General features: G+C 75.4%; 1 protein-coding gene. It reads left to right on the top strand.

Annotation, left to right across the window (positions count from 1 at the left end; translation table 11 throughout):
- The coding region (locus G3I19_RS36210) for an SAV_2336 N-terminal domain-related protein (RefSeq protein WP_275402810.1) at positions 1-2162 on the top strand (2162 nt) is incomplete at both ends.

The following is a 2162-nucleotide window of genomic DNA, read 5'->3' on the forward strand; positions in this document are numbered from 1 at the left end:
GGGCCCGCAGCCCCGCCGGGCCATGCCGCTGCGGGTCCCCGAGGACAAGGCACTGGCCGACGAGCTCGAACTCGGCCGGGCGCTGCGGCCGTTGCGCCGCCGCCGCGACAGCCGGCACCGTACGGAGATCGACGAGGAACGCACAGCCGCCGCGCTCGCCGAGACCCGGCTCGCCGACGTGGTGCAGCGGCCGGTGAGGGAGCGCTGGCTGAATCTCGTGCTGCTCGTCGACGACGGCCTGTCCATGCTGCTGTGGCACCGCCTCGGTACGGAGCTGCGCGCCCTCCTGGAGCGGCTCGGGGCCTTCGCCGCCATCCGCGTACTCGGCCTCGACACCCGCTCGGCGCACCGGCCGCGGCTGCACGCACGCCCGTTCCACACCGACAGCCCCGAGCTGCCGCTGAGCGCCGTCAACGACCCGTCGGGCCGCACCCTCCTGCTGGTCGTCAGCGACGGCATGGGCGCCGCCTGGCGGTCGGGCACGGTCCACGAGCTGCTGGCCAGGCGGTCGGCGCGCGGCCCGGTCGCGGTGCTGCACACCCTGCCGCCTGACATGTGGGAGGCGTCCGGTATCTCCGCCGAGCGCTGGCGTGCCACCACCCGGCGGATCGGCGGCGCCAACACCTCCTGGGAGATCGCGGATCCCGTACTGCCCCCGGGACTCGCAGACTTCGACGGGGTGCCGGTGCCCGTCCTGGAGCCCACGGCCGGCTCGCTGGGGGACTGGGCGCGGCTGCTCGCCTCGCCGGGCACCACCGTGGAGCTGCCGCTGCTGAACCGGCCCAGCCGTTACGGGGCGGTGGCCCCCTCGCGGGACCTGAGCAGCGTCCAGCACTTCAGGGACGCGGCCACCCCGGAGGCGTACCGGCTCGCGGCCCATCTCGCTGCGGTGTCCCCGCTGTCCGTGCCCGTGATGCGGCTGGTGCAGACCGCCGTGCCCTGGCAGGCCGGCACATCCGACCTCGCGGAGGTGTTCCTCGGCGGCCTCGTGCGCCCGCATCCGGCGCCCGTGCCGGGGCCGCTCCCCGCCAAGCACCGGGTCTTCGACTTCTCCGACGAGACCAAGGCGGTGCTCCTGGACGCCGTCCCGCAGGCCGAACTCCTGCACACCAGCCGCAGCATCGGCCGGCGGCTCGGCGAACTCGCCGGGAACTCACCGGACTTCCCGGCCTGGCTGGCCCATCCGGACGGCCCGGCGCAGCTGCCCGGCTCGCACCAGCCGTTCACCAGCGTCGAGCGGCGGCTGCTCAGCAGGTTCGGCTTCTCGTTCGGCGACCGTACGCCGGACGGCGCACCGGAGCGACGGGAGCACGAACCCGCCCGCTCCGACACGGACGACTGGGACCCGCTCACGGACGACGACCCGCGCAGGCTCGGCCCGTACGAGCTGCGCGGCCGCCGCCGCGGGCGCCGCACGGTGGTGTACCGCGGCACGAACCACCCGGGCTCGGGCCCGCGCGACCCCGGCGCCGTCCTGCGGATACCGCGCCCCGATCTCCCCGCGGTCAACGGCAGACTGATCGAGGTGGAGGCCGAGGTGCTCCGCCGGCTCCAGGGGCAGGGCGCCCCCGCCCTGCTCGCCACCGGGCTCGGCGATTCGCCGCCCTGGCTCGCGATGACCCCGGTCGCGGACGCGGACACGCCGACCGCACAGCCGCCCCGGCTCGGTGACATCTACGCGCAGGCCGTGCCGGCCGGCACCGCGCCCTTCGACATCCTGCGCGGGCTGCTCGTCGCCTGCTACCTCGCGAACGCCCTCACCGTCTGCCATGTCAACGGCATCGTGCTCGCCGACCTCAACGCCGACAGTGTGTTCGTCCTGCGGCGCAGCGTGGTCCTGGGCGACCTCTCGGACTGCGCGGTCGACGGGGAGTATCTGGGCCCGGGACCGGCCCCGACCCGCGAGGACAACATGCGGTCCCTGGGCGAGCTGCTCCAGCTCATCAGCAGCAAGCCTGGCCTGGAACTGCCGGGCCTGCCGGAGGGCATGCATCTGTGGCAGGGCGGCGCCTGGGACCAGCTGCGCGCTCTGGTGCTGCGCTGCCTCGACGCGGATCCGGCGCGGCGCCCCGCGGCGAGCGAGGTCGCCGAGCTGCTCGCGCGGTACGTCGCCCGGGTCAGGCTGCAGCGGGGCGGCGCGGAGACGGCCCAGCCCACGGCCA

This window comes from Streptomyces sp. SID10853 (genome assembly GCF_010548145.1).
GTDB lineage: Bacteria > Actinomycetota > Actinomycetes > Streptomycetales > Streptomycetaceae > Streptomyces.